Source organism: Parabacteroides sp. merdae-related_45_40, assembly GCF_001915675.1.
Map to the genome: position 1 here is coordinate 61,362 of NZ_MNQY01000048.1, position 25,672 is coordinate 87,033.

Annotated in this window: 26 protein-coding genes and 2 tRNA genes; 15 read left to right on the top strand and 13 right to left on the bottom strand. The window is 45.9% G+C overall.

Going from position 1 to position 25,672, the window contains the following annotated elements; genetic code table 11:
* The first annotated feature begins 10 nt into the window (after window positions 1-10).
* The 8 genes from BHV83_RS07620 (at window position 11) to kdsA (ending at window position 7,086) form a co-directional block, all read left to right on the top strand.
* A complete protein-coding gene (locus BHV83_RS07620) occupies window positions 11-1,915 on the top strand; it encodes a RagB/SusD family nutrient uptake outer membrane protein (protein WP_286757212.1) in 1,905 nt (634 codons plus the stop codon).
* A 197-nt stretch (window positions 1,916-2,112) separates the two neighbouring features.
* Window positions 2,113-2,964 (top strand): 50S ribosomal protein L11 methyltransferase, encoded by an 852-nt coding sequence (prmA, locus tag BHV83_RS07625; protein ID WP_005641079.1) that lies wholly within the window; start codon window positions 2,113-2,115, stop codon window positions 2,962-2,964.
* Between the two features lie 90 nt (window positions 2,965-3,054).
* Window positions 3,055-3,276, top strand: coding sequence for a YtxH domain-containing protein (locus BHV83_RS07630; protein ID WP_005641080.1), 222 nt, complete (start codon window positions 3,055-3,057; stop codon window positions 3,274-3,276).
* A gap of 6 nt (window positions 3,277-3,282) precedes the next feature.
* Window positions 3,283-3,693: a phage holin family protein gene (locus BHV83_RS07635; RefSeq protein WP_122115326.1), complete on the top strand. Its 411-nt coding sequence runs from the start codon at window positions 3,283-3,285 to the stop codon at window positions 3,691-3,693.
* Window positions 3,650-4,027, top strand: coding sequence for a hypothetical protein (locus tag BHV83_RS07640; RefSeq protein WP_122115325.1), 378 nt, complete (start codon window positions 3,650-3,652; stop codon window positions 4,025-4,027). The genes BHV83_RS07635 and BHV83_RS07640 overlap by 44 nt, the downstream gene beginning before the upstream one ends.
* 182 nt (window positions 4,028-4,209) lie before the next feature.
* Window positions 4,210-5,220 carry a type I glyceraldehyde-3-phosphate dehydrogenase gene (gene gap / locus BHV83_RS07645; protein WP_005641086.1) on the top strand — a complete coding sequence of 337 codons (1,011 nt, stop codon included), beginning with the start codon at window positions 4,210-4,212 and terminating at the stop codon, window positions 5,218-5,220.
* Window positions 5,221-5,291: 71 nt separating this feature from the next.
* Window positions 5,292-6,209, top strand: a complete 918-nt coding sequence (gene miaA / locus BHV83_RS07650; protein WP_046452007.1) for a tRNA (adenosine(37)-N6)-dimethylallyltransferase MiaA — start codon at window positions 5,292-5,294, stop codon at window positions 6,207-6,209.
* Between the two features lie 70 nt (window positions 6,210-6,279).
* Window positions 6,280-7,086, top strand: a complete 807-nt coding sequence (gene kdsA, locus BHV83_RS07655; RefSeq protein WP_005641092.1) for a 3-deoxy-8-phosphooctulonate synthase — start codon at window positions 6,280-6,282, stop codon at window positions 7,084-7,086.
* A gap of 116 nt (window positions 7,087-7,202) precedes the next feature.
* Here the strand turns inward: kdsA and BHV83_RS07660 are convergent, their stop codons facing one another.
* On the bottom strand, window positions 7,203-7,904 hold the full coding sequence (locus BHV83_RS07660) for a Crp/Fnr family transcriptional regulator (protein WP_005641096.1): 702 nt from the start codon (window positions 7,902-7,904) through the stop codon (window positions 7,203-7,205).
* Window positions 7,905-8,033: 129 nt separating this feature from the next.
* Here BHV83_RS07660 and BHV83_RS07665 point away from each other — a divergent pair, with 129 nt between their 5' ends.
* Window positions 8,034-10,214 (top strand): DUF5686 family protein, encoded by a 2,181-nt coding sequence (locus tag BHV83_RS07665; RefSeq protein WP_286757222.1) that lies wholly within the window; start codon window positions 8,034-8,036, stop codon window positions 10,212-10,214.
* A gap of 2 nt (window positions 10,215-10,216) precedes the next feature.
* Here BHV83_RS07665 and BHV83_RS07670 read toward each other — a convergent pair whose 3' ends face one another.
* From BHV83_RS07670 to BHV83_RS07685, 4 genes are all read right to left on the bottom strand, one after another.
* Entirely contained in the window at window positions 10,217-11,047 is an 831-nt protein-coding gene (locus BHV83_RS07670; RefSeq protein ID WP_286757224.1) for an N-acetylmuramoyl-L-alanine amidase-like domain-containing protein, read from the bottom strand.
* Between the two features lie 14 nt (window positions 11,048-11,061).
* A complete protein-coding gene (gene uvrB, locus BHV83_RS07675) occupies window positions 11,062-13,089 on the bottom strand; it encodes an excinuclease ABC subunit UvrB (RefSeq protein ID WP_005641103.1) in 2,028 nt (675 codons plus the stop codon).
* Window positions 13,086-13,289 (bottom strand): PspC domain-containing protein, encoded by a 204-nt coding sequence (locus tag BHV83_RS07680; RefSeq protein WP_005641105.1) that lies wholly within the window; start codon window positions 13,287-13,289, stop codon window positions 13,086-13,088. Before BHV83_RS07680 ends, uvrB begins: the two co-directional genes overlap by 4 nt.
* A 75-nt stretch (window positions 13,290-13,364) precedes the next feature.
* Window positions 13,365-14,102 carry a copper homeostasis protein CutC gene (locus BHV83_RS07685; protein ID WP_286757228.1) on the bottom strand — a complete coding sequence of 246 codons (738 nt, stop codon included), beginning with the start codon at window positions 14,100-14,102 and terminating at the stop codon, window positions 13,365-13,367.
* Between the two features lie 232 nt (window positions 14,103-14,334).
* On the opposite strand from BHV83_RS07685, the gene BHV83_RS07690 reads away from it, so the two are divergent.
* Window positions 14,335-15,264: a DMT family transporter gene (locus BHV83_RS07690; RefSeq protein WP_036658899.1), complete on the top strand. Its 930-nt coding sequence runs from the start codon at window positions 14,335-14,337 to the stop codon at window positions 15,262-15,264.
* A 51-nt stretch (window positions 15,265-15,315) separates the two neighbouring features.
* Here BHV83_RS07690 and BHV83_RS07695 read toward each other — a convergent pair whose 3' ends face one another.
* From BHV83_RS07695 to BHV83_RS07710, 4 genes are all read right to left on the bottom strand, one after another.
* Window positions 15,316-15,993, bottom strand: a complete 678-nt coding sequence (locus tag BHV83_RS07695) for an RluA family pseudouridine synthase (RefSeq protein ID WP_005641111.1) — start codon at window positions 15,991-15,993, stop codon at window positions 15,316-15,318.
* A gap of 93 nt (window positions 15,994-16,086) precedes the next feature.
* Entirely contained in the window at window positions 16,087-16,833 is a 747-nt protein-coding gene (gene fabG, locus BHV83_RS07700; protein WP_005647896.1) for a 3-oxoacyl-[acyl-carrier-protein] reductase, read from the bottom strand.
* Window positions 16,834-16,851: 18 nt separating this feature from the next.
* Window positions 16,852-17,796, bottom strand: a complete 945-nt coding sequence (locus BHV83_RS07705; protein ID WP_286757233.1) for a 3-oxoacyl-ACP synthase III family protein — start codon at window positions 17,794-17,796, stop codon at window positions 16,852-16,854.
* A gap of 14 nt (window positions 17,797-17,810) precedes the next feature.
* Entirely contained in the window at window positions 17,811-18,404 is a 594-nt protein-coding gene (locus BHV83_RS07710; protein ID WP_005641117.1) for a TetR/AcrR family transcriptional regulator, read from the bottom strand.
* 264 nt (window positions 18,405-18,668) lie between these two features.
* Between BHV83_RS07710 and BHV83_RS07715 the strand changes: the two genes are divergently transcribed.
* Window positions 18,669-18,740 (top strand) — tRNA-Met (locus BHV83_RS07715).
* A 500-nt stretch (window positions 18,741-19,240) separates the two neighbouring features.
* Here the strand turns inward: BHV83_RS07715 and BHV83_RS07720 are convergent.
* A complete protein-coding gene (locus tag BHV83_RS07720) occupies window positions 19,241-19,465 on the bottom strand; it encodes a DUF4248 domain-containing protein (RefSeq protein ID WP_005641125.1) in 225 nt (74 codons plus the stop codon).
* Between the two features lie 330 nt (window positions 19,466-19,795).
* On the opposite strand from BHV83_RS07720, the gene BHV83_RS07725 reads away from it, so the two are divergent.
* The 4 genes from BHV83_RS07725 (at window position 19,796) to BHV83_RS07740 (ending at window position 21,825) form a co-directional block, all read left to right on the top strand.
* On the top strand, window positions 19,796-20,689 hold the full coding sequence (locus tag BHV83_RS07725) for a DnaJ C-terminal domain-containing protein (protein WP_022322383.1): 894 nt from the start codon (window positions 19,796-19,798) through the stop codon (window positions 20,687-20,689).
* A gap of 14 nt (window positions 20,690-20,703) precedes the next feature.
* The gene (locus BHV83_RS07730; RefSeq protein ID WP_008150563.1) at window positions 20,704-21,021 is read left to right on the top strand and encodes a chaperone modulator CbpM; all 318 of its coding nucleotides are present in this window, start codon (window positions 20,704-20,706) and stop codon (window positions 21,019-21,021) included.
* Window positions 21,022-21,156: 135 nt separating this feature from the next.
* Window positions 21,157-21,231, top strand: a tRNA-Met gene (locus tag BHV83_RS07735).
* A 69-nt stretch (window positions 21,232-21,300) separates the two neighbouring features.
* A complete protein-coding gene (locus tag BHV83_RS07740; protein WP_022322384.1) occupies window positions 21,301-21,825 on the top strand; it encodes a histidine phosphatase family protein in 525 nt (174 codons plus the stop codon).
* Between the two features lie 20 nt (window positions 21,826-21,845).
* On the opposite strand, the gene xpt is transcribed toward BHV83_RS07740, so the two are convergent.
* The 3 genes from xpt to BHV83_RS07755 are packed head-to-tail and all read right to left on the bottom strand — an operon-like array spanning window position 21,846 to window position 25,672.
* Window positions 21,846-22,412 carry a xanthine phosphoribosyltransferase gene (xpt, locus tag BHV83_RS07745; RefSeq protein ID WP_005641135.1) on the bottom strand — a complete coding sequence of 189 codons (567 nt, stop codon included), beginning with the start codon at window positions 22,410-22,412 and terminating at the stop codon, window positions 21,846-21,848.
* A gap of 2 nt (window positions 22,413-22,414) precedes the next feature.
* Window positions 22,415-23,785: a nucleobase:cation symporter-2 family protein gene (locus BHV83_RS07750; RefSeq protein WP_286757240.1), complete on the bottom strand. Its 1,371-nt coding sequence runs from the start codon at window positions 23,783-23,785 to the stop codon at window positions 22,415-22,417.
* Window positions 23,786-23,803: 18 nt separating this feature from the next.
* A complete protein-coding gene (locus tag BHV83_RS07755; RefSeq protein WP_502687958.1) occupies window positions 23,804-25,672 on the bottom strand; it encodes an endonuclease/exonuclease/phosphatase family protein in 1,869 nt (622 codons plus the stop codon).

Sequence of the window (25,672 nt, forward strand, 5' to 3'; positions counted from 1 at the left end):
TCTTTTGAAAATGAAATTACAAAAATCAATCATAGGAATTGGAGTATTACTCCTGTCTCTTTCATCTTGTGACGACTTCTTGGACAGAATGCCTGATGATAAGAAAAATGAGGTAGATGTATTTACTCGTTATGAACAAGTCGATAACTTGGTGACCGATTTGTATGCAAGAGCAAAGTTCGCAAATAGACCGCTGATTTTCATGAATCACTTCGGCTCTGCAGGATTGACAGACGAATGTACGGCTTCCAGCCATGAACAAGCCATTCCGCATCAATTCAACATTGGGAATTATGGACCTTCACAAGGTATGCCAAACAACAGTAGTTGCGGACAATACTGGTGGAACTTATATAATGGTATCCGACGTGCCAATATCATTTTGGAAGGTGTAAAAAAATACAATACTCCAGATAACCCCAAAGACGGTCGGGAAGGCGACTTAGAACGTCGCTTAGGTGAAACATTATTTTTCCGTGCATACTTGCACTATCTCGTAATCCGAGCTTATGGTGAAGGAGTATATATGGATCATGTTGTCGTTCCAGGTGAAGATATGGCGTATGTAAAAGAGTCTTTTCATAGTATGGTCGAAAAGATTTGTGCCGATGCCGATGCCGCTTATGAAAAGGTAGACGCCTCTTACGGAGGTGAATATTTTGGTCGTGTCGACAAGGGAGCTTGTTTAGGATTGAAGGCGATTGTCCGTTGGATGGCTGCAACCCCTATGTGGAATGGCGGGACGTTGCCAAACGACACACGAGCTTTCAAAGATGAATACACTACTTATGATCCAAAACGCTGGGAAGCAGCTCGCGATGCAGCAAAAGATGTATTGGAAGCGAAAGATGTCAATGGAGCTATTCGGTATAAATTATATGCACCGGCAACAATGGATGCAGATGACTTTAAAGACGTTGATGGCAATGCCAATACAAACAATGGAAAAGTACAAGAGCGACTATGGCAAATGTTTTACAACATGGATGCGATTCAACAGGAATGGGTTTGGTTTACCACTCGTGATAAAGATACGGGCTGGTCTGGTGACGTCTTGCCTCCTTCCCAAAATGGTCATGCCCGTCAACGTCCTCTGCAGGAACAAGTCGACGAATATGAATACATAAGCCCTGACGGATATGGCTACCCTATTTATGATAGCCGAGCTAAAATAGATGGTTATGATGACGAAAATCCTTATGAAAGCGTAAAACGTGATCCGCGTTTCTATCGTGATATCCGTTATCATGGTTCTTGGTATGGTGGTAAACAATTGAATACAGCCGAAGGCAAAGATGCCGTGAGCAGTAGTTATTTGGAAGCCTCTTCTCACTCTGGTTATTATTTGAGAAAACTGTTCAAAGACGGATGGGATAGAAACAAAGGTGGACATGTGATCAACGGACCTGCTATTTGGCGTCTGCCGACATTCATTTATATTTATGCAGAAGCTGTGAACAAAGTAAGTGGCCCCACACAAGAAATCTATGATTTAGTCAATTCTGTAAGGGAACGTTCTTTCATGGCTCCGATGCCTCCAGCTGTCCTAACTGATGCAAACTTGATGCAAGAATATATCCAACGCGAACGTCGTGTAGAATTATTCTATGAGAATTGGCGCTATTGGGCAACACGCTTATATATGGAATCAGATGATCCTATTGAGTTAGCCAAAGAAAAAAACTATATTGGACCAGAGAGTTGGCCGTATGCTAAAAGCCAACGTTGTTCACACGGCATGAAGCCTGTAGAAGATCAAAATGGAAAAATTGAAGTGGACGGGAAACGGTATAAGATGAAACGCATTGCGGTAAATGACGGACGTGTATTCTATAGCCCTCGTTCTTATTTTTGGCCGATTATGCAAGATGAATTGTCTCGCACTCCAACATTGATTCAAAATCCAGGATGGTAGTAAGAGACATCTGATTATCAAAAATCAGGAAGTAAAACCCTTTTGGTATATGGGTGTACCAAAAGGGTTTTTTATAAGGCTACTGGATATTTTACTAATTCTTACACATAAATAAAGAATGTATCGAATGAAATGTGAAACATCAAGATAAAATATATACTTTTGTCTATAGAAGGAATCTATAAAGAAAGAACGATATGAATTATTACGAACTTACATTCACATACACCTCCCCTGTCGAGACTTCCATTATCAACGACGTGCTGGCTGCCGAGCTAGGAGAAATCGGTTTTGAAAGTTTTGCCGAAAACGAAAATGGGTTACAAGGGTATATTTCCGACCAATTATATAATGTAAAAGGATTGCAGGACAAACTTGCCGAATTTCCACTGGAAAACGTGGATATCCATTTTACCGAAACATTGGTGGAAAGCAAGGACTGGAACGAGGAATGGGAAAAGAACTATTTCAAGCCGATCCGCATCGGCAAGGATTGCATCATCCGCGCCTCCTTCCACGAACATGAGCCGGGTTATGCCTATAATATCATCATCGACCCGAAGATGGCATTCGGAACCGGCAACCACGAGACAACTTTCCTGATGATCAGCGAAATACTCAAATTAGACCTCACCAGCAAAGAACTACTCGACATGGGTTGCGGAACAGCCGTACTGGCCATCCTTGCCCATATGAAAGGAGCCGGACGCGTGGTGGCCATCGACATTGACGAATGGGCCTACAATAATGCACTCGAAAACATACGTCTAAACAACACGAACGATATCCAGGTCGCCCTTGGGGGAGCCGAACAGATCCCTGCATTCGGAACCTTCGACATCGTGTTTGCGAATATCAACCGGAATATCCTGCTGAATGATATCCGCCATTACAGCGAATGTATGAAACCAGGAGCCTTCCTTTACATGAGCGGCTTCTATGTACAAGACATTCCGGCCATCGAAGAAGAATGCAAACATAACGGATTGGCATTGTTATCGCACACAGAGAAGAATAATTGGGCTGCGGTGAAAGTCCAGAAACAATAACATTAATTAACCCTAAAAGTTAAGGTCCAAATAAACCATCATTCAAGTATATTCGTTATCTTAGTAGCAACATTATAAAAAGAAAGAGTTATGAAAAACGTAGATTCTAAATTATTACTGGGATTAGTAGTTGGTGCAGCCGTTGGCGCCGCAGTTGGTTATCTGGCAGCAACAGATAAAAGAGAACAACTACTGGAAGAATTGAATGGTGTAGTTGGTAAAGTAAAAGAAGGCTTCAATTCAGCTCTTGCTAAATACAAAGAAGGAAAAGCTGAAATTGCAAAAACTACAGAAGAAATCGTAGCAGAATAATTTTGTATGGAGAAAGACGCAGGTGAAATCTTCCGTGAACTGAAAAAAGATCTTTCGGCTTACGTGGAGTTGAAGCTCGAACTCCTAAAATTAAACACATATGAGAGAACAGGAAAGGTTATTACTGTTCTCTCGTATGGTGTTATTTTATTATTTCTGGCTTTCTTTGCGATTCTGTTCATTTTCCTCGCATTAGGTTTTTTCTTGGGGGATCTGTTCGGTTCGGTAGGTTCGGGATTCGGCGTGGTAGCCGTGCTCTATCTGCTGCTGATCGGTATTATTGTCATGAACAAAGGCAGAATCAGCAATAAAGTATTAAACGTTGTGATCTCCGCATTGACAACAAATGATGATAAAACAAACGCGATAGACAATGAACAATCCGCAACCGACACCACTGGAGAAACTGATTTCTGACCGTCGCCGCATCCAACAGGAATGTACGATACAGGAACAGAAATTGAATGCTGATTTCTCTCACATACAAGAGAACGCCGGCACGTTGTTACTTTCAGGTGTCTCCGCTCTCTTATTCCCTAACACAAAAACCAAATCCAAAGGAACGGAAAGCAACCAGCCTGTACATACTTCAGAAGTGCCATCCATGTCGTTTGGATTTGCCGACTATCTTTCTGTGGCACAAGGCTTATTACCTGTTGCATGGGATGTTGCACGCCCATTATTGACAGCTTGGGGCATCCAGAAAGTCCAGGCGTGGATAATAAAGAAACTTTTCAAGAAAAAGAAATAAGCTGCAACAATTAATTTATGTTAGAGGGCATATTTTTCTTGTCCTAATTCCTGTACAATAAAAAAAATGACTAAATTTGCAGTCGTTAAAAACAGTGTGCTACGAATATATTTTCCTTGCGGCTGTTAAGTTAAATTGGAGATAAGTAATATTTTTAATAAACCCATAAAAGTTTTATTACAATGATTAAAGTAGGTATTAACGGTTTCGGCCGTATCGGACGTTTCGTTTTCCGTGCTGCTCAAAAGAGAAGCGATATTCAGATCGTAGGTATTAACGACCTTTGCCCGGTTGATTACTTGGCATACATGCTGAAATACGACACAATGCACGGTCAGTTCGACGGAACTATCGAAGCTGACGTTGAAAACAGCAAGCTGATCGTAAACGGTAAGGAAATCCGCGTAACAGCAGAACGCAATCCGGCTGATTTGAAGTGGGATGCAGTAGGTGCTGAATACGTAGTAGAATCTACTGGTTTGTTCCTGACTCAGGAAAAGGCTCAGGCTCATATCGAAGCTGGCGCTAAATATGTAGTTATGTCTGCTCCTTCCAAGGATGCAACTCCTATGTTCGTTTGCGGTGTAAACGAAAAATCATATGTTAAAGGTACTCAGTTCGTTTCTAACGCTTCTTGTACTACTAACTGCTTGGCTCCTATCGCAAAGGTTCTGAATGACAAGTGGGGGATCACAGACGGTTTGATGACAACTGTTCACTCTACAACTGCTACTCAGAAGACTGTTGATGGTCCGTCTATGAAGGACTGGAGAGGTGGCCGCGCTGCTTCTGGCAACATCATCCCTTCTTCTACAGGTGCTGCTAAGGCTGTAGGTAAAGTTATTCCTGAACTGAACGGTAAACTGACTGGTATGTCAATGCGTGTTCCGACTCTGGACGTTTCTGTTGTTGACTTGACAGTTAACTTGGCTAAACCGGCTACTTACGCTGAAATCTGTGCTGCAATGAAGGAAGCTTCTGAAGGCGAACTGAAAGGCGTACTGGGTTATACTGAAGATGCAGTAGTTTCTTCTGACTTTTTAGGTGACACTCGTACTTCTATCTTCGATGCTAAAGCTGGTATCGCTTTAACAGATACATTCGTAAAGGTTGTTTCTTGGTATGATAACGAAATCGGTTATTCTAACAAGGTTCTTGACCTGATCGCTCATATGGCATCTGTAAACTGCTAATCAATCAAGATTATATAGTTTGAAAGCCGCATCCTTCGGGTTGCGGCTTTTTTTTGTATCTTTGTATCACTATGGATACCTATCAACTTATCACTGTTTTAGGGCCGACAGCATCCGGTAAAACAACATTTGCCGCTGCACTCGCTGCCCGACTGAACACGGAAATCATCAGCGCCGATTCCAGACAGATTTACCGTTCAATGGATATCGGGACAGGAAAGGACCTGGCCGACTATACAGTAAATGGAAAAACGATTCCTTACCATCTGATCGACATCTGCGATCCGGGATATAAATATAACGTATTCGAATACCAGCATGATTTCTTCCGAGCTTATGAAACAATCCGGAAAAAAGGGAAACTGCCGATTCTATGCGGTGGTACAGGTATGTACATTGAAGCCGTACTGAAAGGATATAGACTCTTGGATGTTCCCCAGAACCCTGGGCTGCGCGAGTCGTTGAAAGATAAATCGCTCCCGGAATTGGAGCAGATACTTGCCGGCTACAAGGTCCTCCATAATAAGACAGATGTGGATACCGCCCAACGGGCCATCCGGGCCATTGAAATCGAAGAGTATTATAAGAACGAAGCTCCGGATGTCAATGAATATGATCCAATCAACAGCCTGATCATCGGTATCGACATAGACCGGGAGCTACGACGCGAAAAGATCTCCCGCCGCTTGCGTGTCCGCCTGGACGAAGGGATGGTCAACGAGGTGCGGAAGATCATCGACTCGGGAGTTAAGCCGGAAGATCTGATCTACTACGGACTGGAATATAAATATCTTACTTTATATATAATAGGCAAACTGTCTTATGAAGATATGGTTTCCCAACTGGAGATCGCCATACACCAGTTTGCCAAACGGCAAATGACCTGGTTCAGAGGCATGGAGCGCCGGGGAAACACCATCCATTGGATAGATGCTACATTGCCGACAGAAGAAAAGATAGAGAAGACATTGGAGTTATTGAAATTATAAGAATATTTAGACTGACAAATCAGCATTTACAATTCAAATCTACCCAATTTTGAAACAAAACAATCATATTATGATAACAGTTAATGATTTAAAGAATAGAGACAATTTCTTTCTGATGGCAGGTCCCTGCGCAATCGAAGGAGAAGATATGGCATTGCGTATTGCAGAGAAAGTAGTCGGTATCACGAATAAGCTGAATATCCCATATATATTCAAAGGATCATACCGGAAAGCCAACCGTTCTCGGCTGGATTCTTTCACAGGCATTGGCGATGAGAAAGCACTGAAAATACTCCGCAGGGTAGGCGACACGTTCGGTATTCCGACTGTAACCGATATTCACGAAACAGCTGAAGCTGCAATGGCTGCCGAGTATGTGGATATCCTGCAAATCCCTGCTTTCCTCTGCCGGCAGACGGACCTGCTGGTAGCTGCTGCCAAGACAAGGAAAATTGTCAATATCAAAAAAGGACAGTTCCTCTCGCCGGGAGCCATGCAATTTGCCGTACAAAAAGTAGCCGATGCCGGAAATGACAACGTCATGATTACGGAAAGAGGCACTACATTCGGATATACGGACCTGGTTGTCGATTATCGGGGTATTCCTCAAATGCAGCAGTTCGGCTATCCCGTTATCATGGACGTTACCCACTCCTTGCAACAACCCAACCAAACTTCAGGTGTGACAGGAGGACTCCCTACCCTGATCGAAACGATAGCCAAAGCAGCCATTGCCGTCGGAGCTGACGGATTATTCATCGAAACCCATCCGGAACCCTCTAAAGCCAAATCAGACGGTGCGAACATGCTGCAACTCGACTTATTGGAAGGACTGCTGACAAAGTTGGTTCGAATACGGGAAGCGGTTGGAAATTGAAATTGGAAAGTCGAGAATTGAAAATTATAATACAAAAAATGGATAATTGAAAAACAGGAACCTTAACGGGCTCTTCCACTTTTCAATTATCCATTTTCAATTCTCAATTTATTCTGCTATCCCATCTTACTTATTTTTTTGAGCTTGTCCTCGTCTATCAACTTGATCTTTCGACCGTCGATTGCAATAATACGCTCAGCTACAAATGTAGACAATGTACGGATTGCATTAGATGTCGTCATATTCGAAAGATTAGCCAAATCTTCTCGAGAAAGATAGATACTCAATGTCGCTCCATCTTCCTCCAAACCATAACTGTCTTTCAGGAATAACAAAGATTCCGCCAAACGACCCCGGATATGTTTCTGAGTAAGGTTGACTGTACGTTCGTCAGCAATTCCTAAATCGAGAGAAAGCTGGCGGATAAAAAACATGGCAAGGTTCGCATTCCCCATTAAAAGATCCGTAACGATAGTCATCGGAATCAGACATACCGTCGAAGCTTCAAAAGCGGATGCATTCGTCAGGTAATTTTCCTGAGCAAAGTTTGCCCGGTAGCCAAAGTACTGCACCGGTTTAATCATTCGAATGATCTGGCTTCGTCCGCCAACACCTTCTTTAAAGATTTTAACCTTGCCTTTTAATAAGCACATCATGTCTCTCGGTTCGTCGCCCTCGCAATATATCAACTCATTACGTTTGAAATGCTGGATCGTCGAATTATTACGGAGAACATCCCGCTCCTTTTCGGTCAGGACTCTCCACACTTCTGCCAAACTGGCCGATAGATCGACCTCTTCTTTTTGTTGTTTAACCACGACTGCTATATAACATACTTATGAAGCACAAATGTAATACTTTTCTTTTAAAAGCAGAATAAGTTTAATACGATAAATGAATAAAAATTCGATTTTATTCGTTACGTTTGTAAAGAAAGAGACGATAATTTGTTGAAAAAGTATTTTTATATTATCATTCTGCTTTTTACCGCAGTAAATGCCTTAGCTGACCCTGATGGTAGTTATGGGAACCTTTTATTGCTGGGTCGGTCCCCCAAAACGGTATCATCCCAGCAAGGGGATTCTATTATGAGGAAGGTAATCGAGCAGGCCGACAAATACAAAACAGTCGTCTCACGGTACGAGGCCGAAATCTATATCAAAGGCAAGACGGAAATACTCAAACAAAACATTCTAATGCGTTTCGCCCATCATCTTTTTCCGGTAGATAGGAAGAACAAGGATATGATCTTCGAGATGGTCAGCCACTCCAAGTTCAACGCTCCGAACAACTACCTGCACAGCTTCGAAGCGATAAACGGAAACAGCATCCCCAACGGCGCAAAACAGCAGGAAGTCTTGACATTTCTGAACCTGAACGTCTATTCGCCAACCATCTACAACGAAGGGATCATCATGCCAGTAGCTCATGAAGCATTCAAATACTACAACTTCAACCTGAAAAGCATCGAAACGACCGGCGATCTGAAAATCTACCAGATACGCTTCATGCCAAAGCTATGGAGCCAAAAACTCATTTGCGGAGATCTGTACATCACCGACAAAGACTGGCACATTGACAAGATCGACTTAAACGGGCGTTTCTCCTTTGCCGAATTCAACCTAGTCATGACATTCGGACGGGATTACCGCCATTTCATCCTGCCACAAAAGGCAGACCTATTTCTCCGGTATCATGTGCTGGGAAATGCCATCGCCAGCTACTATCATACTTCATTCAAATACGAAGCCGTTGAATGGGTTGAAGAAGACTATGAAGACAAAAAACACCACTCCCTCGATTTGACCGGATATTACCAGTTATCATCTGATACGATCCCAATCATCAGCGACAGCAGCTACTGGAAAAACAAAAGAGACATCCCACTGACCCAGGAAGAAGAAACAAAATATGAAAAAACAAGCATCAGAACAACCCAAGCCAACGACACAAGCAACATTCGGAAATACCTGAAAATAACAGAACGCCTGACCAACACCATCAATATGGATTATAAAACGACCCGTCTGAAATACTCCGGCATCCTGAATCCTTTCCAGTTGGGCTATTCCGGACGAAACGGTATTACTTACAGGCAACAGCTCCGCTTCAGCAAGACCTTCAAGAAAGATCGCCAACTGCGTTTCCGGCCTGAGGTCGGTTTTGTATTCAAACGAAAAGAGTTGTTCTTCAAATTCGAGGGAGATTGGGAATATCTTCCTGAGAAACAAGGAGCCCTGAGCCTCAGTCTCGGAAACACCAACCAAGGATATTCTTCCAAGATCATGAACGAAATCAACGAACAGCTGAAAGACTCCACTTTCAACTTCGAAAACCTGGATTTGGAATACTTCAAGCACTATTACATAGAGCTCAAGAATCAGATCGAGTTGTTCAACGGTTTCCAAATGACCACCGGCATCTCTTACCACCGCCGCATACCAACCCGGAAAAGCGCGATAGATCCGGGAGACGGTGTCACGGAGATCATCAACGAAAACTATCACGATTTCATCCCCACGATCGGCTTTTCCTATACTCCCAGACAATACTACTGGATGGACGGTTACCGTAAAGAGTACCTCTACTCCTACTACCCGACCATCTCCATCGAGTTCGGGCGGGCCATACCAGGCGTATGGAAAAGCAGCGGTAATTACGGACGTGTGGAGGCCGATATCCACCAAAGCATTTACCTGGGCCTGTCACGCCGGTTCAACTACCATATCAGCGGAGGGCTTTATACTGCTCAGAAGTCAACCTACTTTGCCGACTACCGGTATTTCACACGGCACAACTTCCCCGAATCATGGGGAGGAGACGATTTCGGAGGTGTCTTCCACCAGCTAGGAAGCGTATGGTTCAACGCATCCGACAAATATGTCCAAGCACATGCCATGTACGAAAGTCCATTCATGCTCTTTCAGCTATTCAAACCAGAAGCAACCAAGCACATCATCTCCGAACGTTTTTACCTCAGTCAGCTATGGATGCCAGTCAAACCCAGCTACACTGAAATCGGATACGGTTTCGGTAACCATATCTTCAACGTCGCCGCCTTCATCGGGTTCGATAAATTGAAATATGACGGGATCGGATTCAAGTTCGCATTCGAACTCTTCCAGTAAGTTCAGAACTGTGGACGGACAATCATAATACCACAATTGCGTTTGATACCCTGCACGTATTCCTGCAAAGGTTCTTCGTTCACGATCACCCGCTTCTGGACGGTCGAGGCATGGATAAAAGTAAGCATATCCCTTTCCCGGCAGACAATGCCGACGTGCGAGATATCCAGCCCTTTCACAGTCGTGACAAAACAGACGATATCGCCATTCCTGATTTGGCCGGCATACGCATTGATTTCATCCTGCGGAATATAATAATGCGGGCGGGCACTAATTTCTTTTTCCTTAGCCGCCATTACTGCGATACGTCCTGGATTTCCTTTCAACTGCTTGTAACTATCTGGATGTGTAGACATAAAGGACAGGTCAAGCTTAAGCGACTGCCCACCGATCTCTTTCGTAACATCCTTCAGATACCCTCTCTTTTCGTTTTCATATATCCAGTCAGCCGTATAATGGAGACGATCCGTATAATCGAGTGTCGCACAGCCGGAATTCCGATAACGCATATCTTTCAAAACAGAAACATACCCATCATAAGCAAGACGATGCTTGACAGACCAGGCCAAAGCAGCCGTATTCTCTACCAAAGTCATACAATCCAAGCCATGCAGGTTTATCACCAATGTTTCAAGCTCTTCCTCCAACGTCCCTGCTACATAAGGAGTTCCCAAGAAAAAACGGGCGGTTTCTACCATCAGGTCACCTGTCGGCAAAGCCGCTTTCTCCTTCACTGCCGTACAATAGCGTTCGTAAATAGCCTTATCCCTCTGAGCTTTTCCAGGTAGGGAAAGAAAAGCAAAAAAGAACAAACAAAATAGCGTCCGTTTCATCTCTTGATCCAATTTCAATCCTTTTTTGTCACTAACAGGTCTTCCAGCTTCACCAGTTCATCACGAAACTGAGCTGCTTCGATAAAGTCCAGCTTCTTGGCCGCCTCCATCATCTGCTTCTTCGTCCGTTCGATCGCTTTCTCAAGCTGTTTGCGATTCATATACTGAACTACCGGGTCTGCAACCAAGCTGGGTTCCGGTTCCACATAAGCATACGGTTCGCCTGTAACCGGTTGTTGTTTCTCCGCAACCAGGGAAACGCTGTTTTTGATAACCTGCTTAGGCGTAATGCCATGTTTCTCATTATAAGCGAGCTGTTTTTCACGCCTACGGGCTGTTTCGTCCATTGTCAGGCGCATACTGTCCGTTATCTTGTCAGCATAGAATATCACCTTCCCATTCACATTTCGGGCAGCACGTCCAGCCGTCTGCGTCAGCGAACGATGCGAGCGCAGGAAACCTTCCTTATCGGCATCCAAGATAGCGACCAAAGAGACTTCCGGCAAATCAAGTCCTTCACGCAGCAAGTTGACGCCGATCAGCACGTCGAACAACCCTTTCCGCAAATCATCCATGATCTGAATGCGTTCCAACGTATCGACATCGCTATGGATATAGTTGCAGCGGATTCCCATGCGCGTCAGATAAGCAGTCAGTTCCTCCGCCATACGCTTCGTCAATGTCGTCACCAAAACACGTTCGTCCACAGCAGCACGTTGTGTGATCTCCTCCATCAGATCGTCGATCTGGTTCAACGTCGGACGCACCTCGATAACCGGATCGAGCAAGCCTGTCGGACGGATCACTTGGTCCACCACGATCCCTTCGCTCTTTTCCAGTTCATAGTCGGCCGGTGTCGCACTCACGTAAATCGCCAACGGAGTCAGCGACTCGAACTCATCGAACGTCAACGGACGGTTATCCATCGCTGCCGGCAGACGGAAACCATAATCCACCAGATTCTTCTTACGGGAATAATCGCCTCCGTACATCGCCCGTATCTGCGGGATCGTCACGTGGCTCTCGTCAACCACCAACAGAAAGTCTTTCGGGAAATAATCGAGCAAACAGAAAGGCCGTTCACCCGCCTGGCGACCGTCAAAATAGCGGGAATAGTTCTCGATACCGGAGCAATGCCCCAACTCGCGTATCATTTCCAGATCAAACGTGACACGCTCGTACAAACGTTTCGCCTCGTAAGGCTTGCCGATTTCCCGCAAGAAATTCACCTGCGTCCCCAGATCAACATCGATCTGCCCGATAGCGGTATTGATACGTTCCTGGGTGGTCACGAAAAGGTTGGTCGGATAAATGTTCAGTTCATCCTGCTCGTCTATCTCCTGCCCGGTCTGCGGGTCGAACGAAGAAATGCGATCCACCTCATCGTCCCAGAACTCAATACGGTAGGCTGCCCCATCAAAAGTTTCGATAGCCGGAAAGATATCGACCGTATCCCCGTTTACACGAAAGCAGCCCCTGTTGAACTCTATCTTATTATTGACATAAAGGGCATCCACGAAACGGCGCAGCAGTTTATCCCTGTCTATCCGCATCCCCTTCTCCAGATGCACCACTTTCTCGGCAAAGGCTGTCGGATCCGCCATACCATACAGGCAGGAGACAGACGAAACGACAATAACATCCTTCCGCCCCGACAACAGTGAAGCGGTTGCACGCAGACGTAGTTTATCGATCTCGTCGTTGATCTGCAAATCCTTTTCTATGTAGGTGTCCGTCGTCGGCAGGTAAGCCTCCGGCTGGTAATAGTCATAATAAGAGACGAAATACTCGACGGCATTATTTGGAAAAAATGCCTTAAACTCGCTGTATAACTGGGCTGCGAGGGTTTTGTTATGACTCAGGATCAAAGTCGGCTTCCGCACTTCCTTGATCACATTGGCGATAGTGAAAGTCTTTCCGGACCCTGTCACTCCCAACAAGGTCTGGAAAGGCACACCACTCTTTATACCGTCGGACAGGGCCGCAATCGCTTCCGGCTGATCTCCTGTCGGACTGAATGGGGAAGATAATTCAAAGTTCATCCTTTATTTATAGGTTGTTTAGGTATAACCATCCAAAGGATCAGGTAAGCGATCACCCCGGAAAATACCGTAAAGATACTCAATAATATATATCCGATACGCACTAATGTAGGATCCCAGCCGAAATAATCGGCAATACCCGCACAAACACCTGCTATCATCCCGTTATTCGAACGGTAAAGTCTTTTAGGTTCTTCCATTGTTCTTTCTTTTTTTATTGTTTACTCGTTTCAAAAACAAAGTTGCTTTCGCAGCCTTGCCATAAATTGGTTCTTTTACAGGTAAGAAGCCACCTTCTTGCGGTCCGTTTCGACCGTCTCGAACTCGGAGGAAACGATGCTGCTGCCCATCGGGACATTCTCGTTCCGATATTCCATCTTGCTGTAGACGATGCTTCGAGCGGATGTATGAAACTCCTTCGCCCCGGTTTCCGCTTCGATGCGGGCGATGTTATTCTCCCGAACTCCGCACCCCGGCATGATGATGATGCGGCCTGCCGCACGTTTCACCAGTTCGGCAATGAGAGGAATCCCTTTCACGGCATCGGACTGCTGGCCGGAAGTCAGGATACGGTCACAGCCCAACTCAATCAACTGCTCCAATGCGGCAAAGGGATCGCGGCAAACATCAAAGGCGCGATGACAGGTGACAGACAACGGTTTGGCCGTCTCGATCAACCGGCGCATCAAAGGGACATCGATATCCCCGTCTTTCGTCAAGCAACCAAAGACTACGCCGTGCACCTTCAACTGCTTGCACAGTTCGATATCCAGCAACATCGACTGAATCTCTGCCGGCGTATAGAGGAAGTCGCCTCCACGCGGACGGATAATCACATTTATATCAATAGACGAAGTGAGTGCCTGCGCCATCCGGATCTCCCCGTAGCTGGGTGTCGTTCCCCCTTCCGGGATGCCGGCACAAAGTTCCACACGTTTTGCACCTCCGGCTTCTGCTTCCACACAGCTTTGTGCGGAGTTTGCACAAATTTCGATAATACGAGTCGGTTTCATAAGAATCTTACCATTATTGTTTCTACTACATACAAAGATAAAACTATTATGCGAAACTATCCTATATTCCCAGGAAAGAGATCGAATTGCATAGGCATCCATCTCAAAAACGGATGCCTGTCTGCATAAATCCTGTCGCCTACAAACCGAACAAAACACAAAATCTGGCGGACCTTTTTTGGCAGATTTGGCAGATTTTCTACTTTTGTACCCCCAAAACAAACAGGTTATCATGAAATCAGAAGCTTACAAAGGACATTTGGCTATGCTGATGGCAAACGTATTGTGGGGATGCATGTCTCCCTCTTCCAAGATTGTCTTATCCAGCGGATTAATAAATGCAATCTCACTAACAACTTTCCGGATGTTGGGTGCGGCAATAGTATTCTGGATCGCATCGATCTTTACCCGCAAGGAACACGTCCCTCATGAAGACCTGAAACACCTGTTTTTCGCGGCCCTCTTCGGAATCGTATTCAACCAAGGTACTTATATCTTTGGCGTGTCGCAGACTTCACCCATAGACGCAACGATCGTTGCCACCTCCACCCCCATCATCACCATGATCATCGCTGCTTTTTACCTGAAGGAACCGATTACGGGAACGAAGATCCTCGGTATCTTTGTCGGGGCAGCAGGTGCCCTGACGCTTATTCTGAGCGGACAGCAAGCGGCGGTAACAGGAAACGGCAGCAATAACGTGTGGGGAGATATCCTCTGCCTGATCGCACAATGCAGTTTTTCTATTTATGTAGTTGTCTACAAAGGATTGATCGGACGGTACTCGCCCGTGACGCTGATGAAATGGATGTTCACCTACTCGGCAATCTGTACGATCCCTTTCTCCTACAACAGTGTCGCAAGCATCGACTTCGCCACCCTGCCCCTGGATATCTACCTGAACATCGCGGTTGTCGTATTGGGAGGAACGTTCTTCGCCTACCTTCTCGTCCCGATCGGCCAACGGATTCTACGCCCAACGGTTGCGACCATGTACAATTATGTCCAACCGATCATCGCATCCATCATCACGGTCATAGTCGGCCTGGACACGTTCGGATTGATGAAAAGTATCGCGATCGCATTAGTATTCTTAGGGGTTTATATCGTGACACGAAGCAAATCAAAAGAACAGCTAAAACAGCTAAAAGGTGAAAGATGAAAGAGAGGCTTCGCATCCGGTTAATAAATCGGCTGAAAGTCAAAACAACTTTCACCTCTTCATCTGCTCCATCGCTTTCCAAAGAGAATCAGCAGGCACAGGAGCGACAATGCTGACCGGCTGTTTCGATACGGGATGGATGAATTCGGCACTGCGGGAATGCAGGCTGATGCCGCCGTCCGGATTGGAGCGGGGAAAACCATATTTCAAGTCGCCTTTGATTGGGCATCCCATCTTGGCAAGCTGGCAACGGATTTGGTGATGACGGCCTGTCTTCAGGTCTATAGCCAACAGATAATAGTTGTCCGAGCGGGCAATCACTTTATAATGCAGGACTGCTTTCTTGGCATTCGTCCGTTCCGTGTCATAAGCATAGCTCTTATTTTGCTTCTCGTTGCGAACCAGCCAGTTCACCAGCTCTCCCTCTTCTGCCGGCGGACAGTTCTTCACGATCGCCCAATAGGTCTTCTTTACTTCGCCGACCCGGAACATCTCGTTCAGACGGGCGAGCGCCTTGCTCGTCTTGGCAAATAACACGACGCCACTGACCGGACGGTCCAGACGATGCGTAACGCCGACAAAGACATTTCCGGGTTTACAATACTTCTCTTTCAGCCATGCCTTCAGCATGTCCGAAAGAGGAGTATCACCGGTTTTATCTCCTTGTACAATCTCGCGGCAAGTCTTATTTACCGCAATGATATGATTGTCTTCGTAAATAACCTCCATGAGTTCAAATTTATGATTTATGATTTATGGATTTATGATTTTGCAAAACAAACGTCACCTACATAAATCATAAATTATAAATCATAAATCTCTTTACATATTCATACCGCCATCAACCTGGATCACCTGTCCTGATACATAAGAAGACATATCGGAAGCCAGGAATGTAGCGATGTTGGCCACATCTTCAGGCGTACCGCCACGGCGCAAAGGAATCTTCTTTGCCCATTCGGCCTTGACTTCTTCCGGCAGACCGGCTGTCATATCAGTAATAATGAAGCCCGGGGCGATTGCATTGGCACGGATACCGCGTGAACCCAGTTCCTGCGCGATAGACTTAGCCAGGCCGATCATACCGGCTTTGGATGCCGAATAGTTACTCTGACCTGCATTACCATGTACACCAACCACAGAAGCCATATTGATGATACTGCCCGAACGCTGTTTCATCATCACCGGAGTACAAGCGTGGATAAAGTTGAAAGCCGATTTCAGGTTGACACCGATGACGGCATCCCACTGACCTTCACTCATACGCATCATCAGACCGTCTTTCGTGATACCAGCATTGTTTACGAGGATATCCACACGACCGAAATCTTTTACGATTTCAGCAACGACATTGTGTGTTTCTTCGAAATTGGCCGCATTGGAAGCATAGCCTTTTGCTTTAACACCCAATGCTTCGATTTCCTTCTGGGTGGCCAGACCGTTTTCGTCGATCACCAAATCCGTGAATGCGATATTTGCACCCTCTGCGGCGAATTTCAATGCGATCGCCTTACCAATACCACGTGCGGCCCCCGTAACGATTGCCACTTTACCTTCTAATAATTTCATATTAATTCCGTTTTAAATTCAACACTTAATCAAGCAAGCCCCCGTAGAATAGCCACCGCCGAACACGGTAATGGCAACCAGGTCGCCTTTCTTGAAACTATGATCATTTTGGGCATATACCAATGCTGAGCTTACCGAACCGGTATTTCCCAATTCTTCAATATTATGCAGGAATTTCTCTTCCGGCAGATTGAGCTGTTTGGCAATATTGGACATGATACGCATATTGGCTTGATGGCCGATGAAATATGTCAGGTTGTCCAACGTATAGCCATTCTTTTCCAAGAGATAGAGCACGTTCTTCGGCATATAGGTACAAGCTTGGATAAAGACGTCGCGTCCTTCCGGCATCATGATTCCCCCGTCGCACGGACGAAGATGAACCGCATCCGGAGCCTTGCCCAGATAACCAAGTCCTTGTGTGTATACTTCCACGATCTCGGAATCCTTTTCCGAAACGCGTTCCTTCGAGATGAAGAAGGCCGCAGCCGCATCGCCCCAAAGGTGGCCGGCTTTCGGATTCGTCTCATTATAGTAGGCCGAATTCTTGTCGGCGGAAAGGATCAACGCTTTTGTTGCTTTTCCCATAGCAAAATACCCTTCCACAACTTCCAACGCATTCAGGAATGAGGAGCAGGCGGAAGAAAGATAGAGCGCTTTCGCATTTTCAATATGGAATTCATGCTGGGCAAGATGAGCCGCAGTCGCTACCGTATCGTACGGAGAATAAGAGGCGGAAACAATCAAATCTACATCCGTAATATCATACGGCAATTTAGGCAGGGCGTTACGAACAGCCTCCATACTCATCGTATTAATATTTTCCTCGGCTTTTGCCTTAGACCGGGAACGAATCCCGGTGCGCTGTTCAATCCACTCGCTGGTTAGCCCGTTTAACTCTAAAAAATGTTGGTTATCTACCCGTTCTTCAGGTACATAAAACCCTGTTGCATTAATAAACATTCCTCAGTATTGTGTTACTTTATCTTTATACCATTGAATATCAAATTCATTACATTATCTCTCCGTTTAATCCGCTGGCTGATATTATCCCCCATGATTCCACGTATATACGGAACTTCCAACCCCTTCAGGGCATGATGAAGAACGACCGCCGTAATCTCGGTATCGGGCATCGCGAAAATTCCTTCCTTCACTCCAGCTTCCAGAATTCCCTGTATCAATTCCGTCTCACGGATATCGAAGTTTTTCCTGATCTTCTCCACCCGCCAAATGTCACGAAAAAAATTAGCTTTCAATGTCCCGTTACGGAACACCAGCGCCTTGATTGCATCCAATCTTGCATAAAGAAATGTCATCAACTTTTCGTCCGCCGGCAAGTCTTTCGCTGCTACATCCTGCAGCATCTTGTACAGTTGGTCCAACTCGGACTCGACTACTGCCAGATAAATCTCGTTTTTACTTTTAAAGTATGTGTAAAGCGTCCGCCTTCCCTTTTTGGATGCCTGTGCAATATCGTTCATTGTCGTATTATCCACCCCCATGCGGGCAAACAATTGTCTGGCCACATCCACCAACATCTCACGTGTCTTAGAAACTGTCATCGGCATTTGTATTGCACATTTTGATTAAAACTGTGCGCAAAAGTACCGGAAAAAATAATAACTACCAAAAACATACTTACATTTTATCCAAACAAACCTTTATAATAGAGATATGAACCAATCGTTCTCTAAAAGAGCGGAACTGATTTCCGGATAGTTATTCCAAACTATATCTTTTAACCCTAAGATGAAGAAAACTGCCGGAAAATTTGTTTTATCAAAAATAAGTCGTACCTTTGCACTCGAAATCAGAAATGATTACAACTACATCGCGGAGTGGAGCAGTGGTAGCTCGTTGGGCTCATAACCCAAAGGTCGTAAGTTCGAGTCTTGCCTCCGCAACTCAGTAAACCTTCGGTTCTTCAGGATCGAAGGTTTTTCTTTTTCAGCTCCTCCCCCAATTTATTAGTCCCATAAAAAAACCTCTGTTTATTTTCCTATGGAACTTCCGTGAACAAACGTTCGATCCGGAACCGGGAGAAACGGTCAAATTGACTGCTATAAGACTGTTATTGAAGGAAATAGCAACAGGCTCTACATCCGACATTTCATCTCAAATAAAAACGGTGCAGTCAATAGCACAATATAAACCATTCATTACAAGCTCCTTACAGAGGTTTTCCGTCACTTGTGGTAATCCTACATCTTAAAATAAATATATTAATATATATAGGCTTATTTCCGTATTTCCTTGCACCTTTTTTTTAAACCGGCATAGGCAAAGATACGACTGGTACGAGAAAAATCCCTTCTTTCGCATCCGGAAGTCCGGTCTTTTACCTCCCGAACTTCGTGGTTTGACACGCCGAAGTCCCTTACTTCGCACACAGAAGTCCCTTGTTTCAAGGTTCACCCAGATATTGCACGATCGTCCTCACCTGCAGGGGAGTCAACATCTTCTTCCCCTTCCTCCAACCGTTACCCTGCAGCTCCGCCTTTAGCTCCGGATTGACCCCCACCCATTTGGACAACCGTTTGCCAGCCGATGCCGGCATCAAATCCGGACCGTAAAGGACCGCCAATTCCTGCCACCCGTAACTCCTGACTTCGAATTCATTCAGCATCATAATCCCATTGTTTTATTGCCCTATAAAGATAAGCAATAATTGCTGATATTCAAAATATAATAGCATTTATATTCTACCTATTTCTGCACCTATCTTCACCGATATTCGCCGATATTCCCGAAAGCGTATTCCTGCCTGCCGTGGGGCCCTACCTTTGTGTTGTCATCGATAAAGAAAACAGATAAATAGCCTCGGAAACAAACAGCAAAACAGTGTCGAACAAAATTTAAACAGGCGCTAAGTCCGGCATGAACTCTCTGGCACATTTGTTGTTATTCTATATATGCATTAAATTCAGAAAAAGAAGCAGACTTAATAACATATATAAATATGGCCTATATAGATTATTACAAAATTTTGGGAGTAGACAAAAGCGCTTCGCAGGACGACGTCAAAAAGGCGTACAAAAAGCTTGCGCGGAAATACCATCCCGACTTGAACCCGAATGATCCGGACGCTCACCGCAAATTTCAGGAAATAAATGAAGCCAATGAGGTGCTCAGCGACCCGGAGAAACGGAAGAAATATGACCAGTATGGAGAAAACTGGAAACACGCCGACGAGTTCGAAGCCCAACAGCAGCAATATCGCCAATATCAAAACGGGCAAGGCGGAGGAGCCTACTGGAGCAGCTCCGGCGACGGCAGCGAATTCTCCGACTTCTTCGAACAGATGTTCGGCGGCATGGGTGGCAGAGGCAGACACAGCCACGGTTTCCGCGGACAAGACTACACGACAGAATTGCAGGTCTCTTTGACAGATGCTGCCAAGACACACAAGCAGATCATCACCGTAAACGGCAAAAACCTGCGTATCACCATCCCGGCCGGTATCGCCGACGGACAGACCATCAAGCTGAGAGGACAGGGCGGACCGGGTGTAAATGGCGGGCCGGCAGGCGATTTGTATATCACCTTCCATATCCCGGAAGACAGCCGGTTCAAACGAGTGGGCGATGACTTGTACGTCACTGTTCCTTTAAACCTATATACGGCAATCCTCGGCGGCGAACAGATTGTCGAGACAATGGACAGTAAAGCCAAGCTCAAAGTCAAACCGGGAACCCAAAACAACACAAAGGTACGGTTGAGAGGAAAAGGATTCCCTGTTTATAAGGAAGAAGGAAAGTTCGGCGATATGATAGTGACCTACTCCATCGACATCCCGACCAACCTGACGGACAAACAAAAAGAATTGTTCCGCGAAATACAAAGTCTTAATTAAAAAACGAGATTGTTATGCAAACAGATTTAATCATAGTCAGTGAATATTGCCGGATATGCCATATCGAACCATCGTTTCTCTACCTATTACAAAAAGGTGGCCTGATAGAGATAGACACGGTAGAAGGGGAAAGCTACCTTCCCGCCTCCCAATTGTATGACGTAGAACGATATACTCGTATGTATTACGACTTGTCTATCAACATAGAGGGGATCGACGCCATCCATCATTTGCTGGGCCGGGTAGAATCTCTGCAACAGGAGGTGAATCGGTTGAAAAGCAAACTGAGGCTATACGAAACAGAAAATCATGATTCGATAGAAGATTTATAAGCTATCAAAATGCTGTTTCTTAAGGCCGGAGAACCGGGGTACAAGAATATTTCACAAACTATTTGTAAATAAATTTGGATTGTAAGAATATTTTTGTACCTTTGCACTCGCAATCGGGAATGATCGCAACTATATCGCGGAGTGGAGCAGTGGTAGCTCGTTGGGCTCATAACCCAAAGGTCGTAAGTTCGAGTCTTGCCTCCGCAACCAGTAAAAAGAGAATCAAGCAATTGGTTCTCTTTTTTTTATTTACCTTTACCACTAAATAAAAAAACGGATATGAGTCAGATAGAATTGATCCTGAGCCGCCACGGCGAGACGGAAGAAAACAAATTGCATATTATGCAAGGCCAGCTCCCCGGCCATCTGTCGGAACTGGGCAAGCAGCAGGCCAAAGCATTAGCAGAAACGCTGGACAAGGAGGAGCTGGACGTGATCGTGTGCAGCGACCTCGCACGTAGCTACGACACAGCAATGGCCGTCGCCCGGCAGAAAGGATTGCAGCCGGTGGCGACTCCTCTTCTTCGCGAAATGGATTGGGGCATATATACCGGGAAAGTAGCGGATGAGATGGATTTTACGACACTGCCGGAAAGCGTGGAGACTATAGAAGCCCTATACAAAAGAGCGGGAGATTTTGTCGACTTCCTGAAAAAGGAGTTTCCGGGAAAGCGGATCCTGGCGATCGGGCATGGAGGCTTCAACCGTGCCATCATCGTGCAGCTGGAGAAACTGCCTCCTGAAAAGATACTGAGTTTACCGATCATGAAGAATACGGCATGCATGCGTTTCACGCTGCCGTAATCTCCCAACGGCTTAAATCATTAGCGGATGGTGATCGTGCAGTTTTCCAGGCTGTCGATAATGGCAAGGCTTTCTACACGCACGTCCGCTTCGTTCAGCACATCGCGTCCCTTCTGGAAAGCTTTTTCGATGATAAAGCCCATTCCTTCCAGCTTGGCGCCAGACTGTTTCACCAGGTCGAGCACGCCCATTGCGGCATTGCCATATGCCAGAAAGTCGTCAATAAAGAGGATACGGTCATCGGCAGTCAGAAAGTTGTTACTGATACACACCGTGTAATCGCGGTCTTTCGTAAACGAATGGACAACGGTAGACAACATATTCTCCATCGTCTTCGGTTGTTTTTTCTTGATAAAAACGACAGGCAGATGCATGATGTATCCCACCATAATCGCCGGAGCGATACCACTTGCTTCTATCGTCACGATCTTATTGATATCCGCATCTCGGAAACGATAAATAAATTCTTCTGCCACCTTATAAAGCAACATGGGATCCATCTGATGGTTAATAAAGCTGTCAACCTTTAAAATCCCTCCCGGAAAACATCTGCCATCCTGCAGAATACGTTGTTTTAGTAATTCCATTTTTATTCTGTTTTATCTTCTTTGACTCGTATCAATACATTTGCAAAAATAGCGGCAAGTCCACCGGTTGTGATCCCGGACGAAAAAATACCCTTTACAGCTTCCGGCGCCGTATTCAGGATATCCGGCATCAGCTCCACTCCCAAGCCAAGCGAGAGGCTGACCGCCAAAACCAAAGTAGCCTTCCGATTGATTTCCTGCGAAGCGATAATCCGTATGCCGGCAGCCGCAACCGTACCGAACATCAATAAGGTCGCCCCACCCAACACCGGGTCAGGCATCAAGGAAAAGACAACACCGACAACAGGGAACAGCCCTAACAGCACCAACATACCGGCGATATAATATCCGACATTCCGGCTGGCAACTCCCGTCAGCTGGATAATACCGTTATTCTGCGCAAAGATCGAATTGGGGAAAGAATTGAAAATCCCAGCAATAAAGGAGTTCACCCCATCCGCCAGCACGCCGCCCGAAACACGCTTCAGATAGTCCTCTCCTTCTATTGACTTTCCTGAGATCATCGAGTTGGCCGTCACATCGCCGGTAGCTTCGATCGCCGTAATCAGATACACCAGGCCGATAGCGACAAAGGCGGAGAAATTCAGATCCAACCCATATTTGAAAGGCATCGGGATATTGAATCCCATCAGGCTTTGCGAAGAAGCCGCCGCCATATCGACCATGCCGAGAAAATAGGCCAGCGCATAACCGATGCACAACCCCAATACGATCGAACTCATACGAAGATACTTGTTCTTGCAACGGTTAAAGAACAGGACACTCAGCAACACTGTCGCCGCCACCCCTATATTCCGGATGCTCCCGAACGTCCCGTTATCCATCGCACCATAGCCGCCGCCACATGAAACGACTCCAACCTTGATCAAGCTAAGTCCGATCAGCAGCACCACGATGCCCGATACCAGTGGAGTTATGATAGAACGCATATACTTGAATGTCCGGCTGATTACCATCTCGATCGGGGCTGCCGCAATACACGCCCCGAATATAAGGGGCAATCCTCCTGCCAGTCCGGCCGTTATGATCGGACCGATGAAAGAAAAACTCGTTCCTTGGATACAAAGCAACTTCGCCCCTACCGGACCAATCCGGCGACACTGTATGAATGTCGAGACGCCAGATGCAAAGAGTGCCATCGAAACCAGAAAACCGGTTGTTTCGAGATCCAGCTTCAAGGCTCCGGCAATAATCAACGGGGGCGTAATGATCGCCACAAAGATCGCCAGCAAATGTTGTAAAGCGGCAAACAGGGCTTCCTTAAAAGGGGGACGGTCGTCTATACCATAAATCAGATCGGTCTTTTCGACCGGTTCAATCGTTTCTTCCTGCTCTTCCAGGTTTAGTTTCATATCTTTACTATTCGTCTATTATAAATTCAGTTCTTTTAATGTTTCTCCTTTAGCATTCAGCACACGAAGAGTCATCTCCTTCCCTTTCTTCTGCAAAATCATCACCGTAGCTCCATCCATCCGGTAACCGCCACCCACTACGACAGGATAGTTGTTTCCGTCAGCACCTTCAGGGATATAAGCGAAACGATGAGTATGCGCATTGATACTGACAGCGAACGGTGCTTTCTCAAGGATCGCTCCCCACTCGTCCCGGCAAGGATTATACGAATCATAGTCCTCTCCTTTCCCAAAGATGGGAACATGATGGATCAGCACCCGCTTAGAGGCTTTCTTGAAGGCTCTGGACGCCAACTCTTCCTTGAGGAAACCCACCTGTGCCTTACGCAGGTCTGAAAAATCATTCAGCCCATAATAGACCCAATGCGTATCCGGTTTGTCTTCACCGCAATCCAGCATGACGATACGCGTATCGCCCCAGTTGAAAGCGCCGTAGGTTTTATCGCCCACATAGTCGAAAAGACTGCGCAGGCCGATCGAATAGGCATTGCGTATCTCATGGTTGCCACGGATATAGAACACAGGCACCCGGTCGGCTCCGACCGTTTCGTTCAGCTCACTGAGGAAACAGGTAGCCTCGTCATGATTGGCCGGATCATCGATGCAGTCACCATTGAAAACGACAAAATCATATTTCAAATCCTTCACCTGCTTATACAGTGCCTGCAAAGTCTCGGAATGTTTATGCAGGTCGTTGAATATAATGGCCGTAAAATCGGTGTCCGTCGTAGTAGGCAAGGTAAAAGTATGGAAATCGGAAACGGCAGTTTCGCCGAACACCTTCTTATAAGCATGATAGAGCATGATTTCCTGCGAACAAACCCGGTAATAATAGGTTTTTCCCGGTTCCAGTCCGTCCAGTCTGATTTTATTTTGCAGATCGTTGCAGATCACCTGCCCATCCACGATCGTACGAGCCTTCTGCAGGTGTTCCTTATCGGTTCCGTATTCCACCCAGCTATAAGTCGGGACGGTAGTCTGCCACATGACCGTAATTCCATTTCCTACAGGATTTTGCAGATAGGGCTCCGTACGGAATATCTTGCCCGCAGGCTGATTGAAGATAATATCCGTGATGATCGGGCGGTGGTCGGAAGCGGCCGGCTCATCCCATACACGGGATGAGATGCGGGTAAAGGCAGTCGTATCTTTCGCATAGGCCGCAATATAGTCAATAGTTTCGTCGGGGTTATTCGCCGGGAAAGTCGGCTTCTTCGTATCCGTCAGGATCACAAAATCGTTCTGCAGTTGCCGGATAAACTCCGAACCGGGATGCGCATTCATATCGCCGGCTATGAAGAAAGGCTTGTTTGCCGAAGCCGCCACCTGTCTGATGACCGGCAAGGAAAGCATCCGGTCTTCCTCGGTCAGCGAAAGGTGCGTACAGCAATAAATATACTTTTCAAATTCTACGACAAGCAGCGCACGGGCTTCTTCCCTTCCAGGCAGGGGCAGATAACGATAGCCAAGAGGCTTCTCCTTGCTCAACATGCCGATACCATATTTCCCTCCATCGTAATCAATTGCCGGAGCATACATATGATGCATCAGGGTGAGGCCGGCAATTTCCTGCAAGACGTCTTTTCCTCCACTACGGCCTGTCACACTGTCGATCTCCTGTACTGCCACGACATCGGGACAAACTTTATTGATCACTGCCGCCGTACGCCGAAAGTCGGTCACATCGTCCATTCCTCTACCGTTACGGATGTTATAACTCATAATGCGCAAAGTATTATTCTCGCGCTCGCTTCTCTCCTTCGAGTAGACTTTTCCCAATGGCAACAACATCATCAATGCCGCCGCCAACCAAACCGCCTGTTTCAT

Bases quoted from the DNA above. Each gene is read 5' to 3' on its own strand.
- BHV83_RS07620 (WP_286757212.1), top strand. From the start codon at position 11: ATGAAATTACAAAAATCAATCATAGGAATTGGAGTATTACTCCTGTCT.
- prmA (WP_005641079.1), top strand. From the start codon at position 2,113: ATGAATTATTACGAACTTACATTCACATACACCTCCCCTGTCGAGACT.
- BHV83_RS07630 (WP_005641080.1), top strand. From the start codon at position 3,055: ATGAAAAACGTAGATTCTAAATTATTACTGGGATTAGTAGTTGGTGCA.
- BHV83_RS07635 (WP_122115326.1), top strand. From the start codon at position 3,283: ATGGAGAAAGACGCAGGTGAAATCTTCCGTGAACTGAAAAAAGATCTT.
- BHV83_RS07640 (WP_122115325.1), top strand. From the start codon at position 3,650: ATGAACAATCCGCAACCGACACCACTGGAGAAACTGATTTCTGACCGT.
- gap (WP_005641086.1), top strand. From the start codon at position 4,210: ATGATTAAAGTAGGTATTAACGGTTTCGGCCGTATCGGACGTTTCGTT.
- miaA (WP_046452007.1), top strand. From the start codon at position 5,292: ATGGATACCTATCAACTTATCACTGTTTTAGGGCCGACAGCATCCGGT.
- kdsA (WP_005641092.1), top strand. From the start codon at position 6,280: ATGATAACAGTTAATGATTTAAAGAATAGAGACAATTTCTTTCTGATG.
- BHV83_RS07670 (WP_286757224.1), bottom strand. From the start codon at position 11,047: ATGAAACGGACGCTATTTTGTTTGTTCTTTTTTGCTTTTCTTTCCCTA.
- uvrB (WP_005641103.1), bottom strand. From the start codon at position 13,089: ATGAACTTTGAATTATCTTCCCCATTCAGTCCGACAGGAGATCAGCCG.
- BHV83_RS07680 (WP_005641105.1), bottom strand. From the start codon at position 13,289: ATGGAAGAACCTAAAAGACTTTACCGTTCGAATAACGGGATGATAGCA.
- BHV83_RS07685 (WP_286757228.1), bottom strand. From the start codon at position 14,102: ATGAAACCGACTCGTATTATCGAAATTTGTGCAAACTCCGCACAAAGC.
- BHV83_RS07690 (WP_036658899.1), top strand. From the start codon at position 14,335: ATGAAATCAGAAGCTTACAAAGGACATTTGGCTATGCTGATGGCAAAC.
- BHV83_RS07695 (WP_005641111.1), bottom strand. From the start codon at position 15,993: ATGGAGGTTATTTACGAAGACAATCATATCATTGCGGTAAATAAGACT.
- fabG (WP_005647896.1), bottom strand. From the start codon at position 16,833: ATGAAATTATTAGAAGGTAAAGTGGCAATCGTTACGGGGGCCGCACGT.
- BHV83_RS07705 (WP_286757233.1), bottom strand. From the start codon at position 17,796: ATGTTTATTAATGCAACAGGGTTTTATGTACCTGAAGAACGGGTAGAT.
- BHV83_RS07710 (WP_005641117.1), bottom strand. From the start codon at position 18,404: ATGCCGATGACAGTTTCTAAGACACGTGAGATGTTGGTGGATGTGGCC.
- BHV83_RS07720 (WP_005641125.1), bottom strand. From the start codon at position 19,465: ATGATGCTGAATGAATTCGAAGTCAGGAGTTACGGGTGGCAGGAATTG.
- BHV83_RS07725 (WP_022322383.1), top strand. From the start codon at position 19,796: ATGGCCTATATAGATTATTACAAAATTTTGGGAGTAGACAAAAGCGCT.
- BHV83_RS07730 (WP_008150563.1), top strand. From the start codon at position 20,704: ATGCAAACAGATTTAATCATAGTCAGTGAATATTGCCGGATATGCCAT.
- BHV83_RS07740 (WP_022322384.1), top strand. From the start codon at position 21,301: ATGAGTCAGATAGAATTGATCCTGAGCCGCCACGGCGAGACGGAAGAA.
- xpt (WP_005641135.1), bottom strand. From the start codon at position 22,412: ATGGAATTACTAAAACAACGTATTCTGCAGGATGGCAGATGTTTTCCG.
- BHV83_RS07750 (WP_286757240.1), bottom strand. From the start codon at position 23,785: ATGAAACTAAACCTGGAAGAGCAGGAAGAAACGATTGAACCGGTCGAA.
- BHV83_RS07755 (WP_502687958.1), bottom strand. From the start codon at position 25,672: ATGAAACAGGCGGTTTGGTTGGCGGCGGCATTGATGATGTTGTTGCCA.